This is a genomic window from Variovorax sp. WDL1 (assembly GCF_001541225.1).
Lineage (GTDB): Bacteria > Pseudomonadota > Gammaproteobacteria > Burkholderiales > Burkholderiaceae_C > Variovorax.
This window is the reverse complement of the sequence record NZ_LMTS01000334.1, coordinates 1-613: the sequence shown is the minus strand read 5'-3', so window position 1 is coordinate 613 and position 613 is coordinate 1. Positions and strand designations below refer to the sequence as shown.

The 613-nt window shown below is 58.9% G+C and carries 1 protein-coding gene; it reads left to right on the top strand.

Features of this window, described 5'->3' with window-relative positions; genetic code table 11:
- The coding region (gene tnpB / locus APY03_RS42170) for an IS66 family insertion sequence element accessory protein TnpB (protein ID WP_157103521.1) at window positions 1-471 on the top strand (471 nt) is incomplete at its 5' end.
- Window positions 472-613 lie beyond the last annotated feature (142 nt).

The window sequence follows — 613 nt, the reverse complement described above, 5'->3', positions numbered from 1 at the left end:
GTCATCTGGGCACAAGGGGCGTGGTCAATAGAGCGCTTACTCCGCTTCGACGAAGGGTTGAAGGTCTACCTGCATCGCGAGGCCATCGACTTCCGGGTCGGTCTCAACGGTCTGGCGATCTTGGTCGAGCAAGCCCTCGGGTTGGATCCGTTTGCCGAGGCGCTGTACGTCTTTAGGAATCGGCGACGTGATCGCGTAAAAATTCTGGGCTGGCAGCGAAACGGCTTTTGGATGTTGATGAAGCGTCTCGAGCAGGACAGGTTCATCTGGCCCGATGTCGCCACCGTGCCGACGTTGACGGTGGAGCAACTGCACTGGCTGCTCGATGGAATTGATCTCGCGGTGGTCCACAAGCATCCCCGTCGCTTCTACGAGCGAGTGTGTCGACGCCGGTTGAACTTTGACCCACCCTGCCGGTTGAACTCTGACCCGGGGATGGAAGCCGGCATCGTGGATGCCGACTGTGCATAACTGTAGCGTTTCCCTCCTTTGTTGCCTTACTTGTTGATGCCCAGTCGCTCGCTCGAAGAAGGCGCGAAGGGCGAAGCCCGTAGCGCCTTGTCCCTGCGTGCGTCGTGATTCAACCTGCGTTTCCAGTCGACGTTTTGCGCTC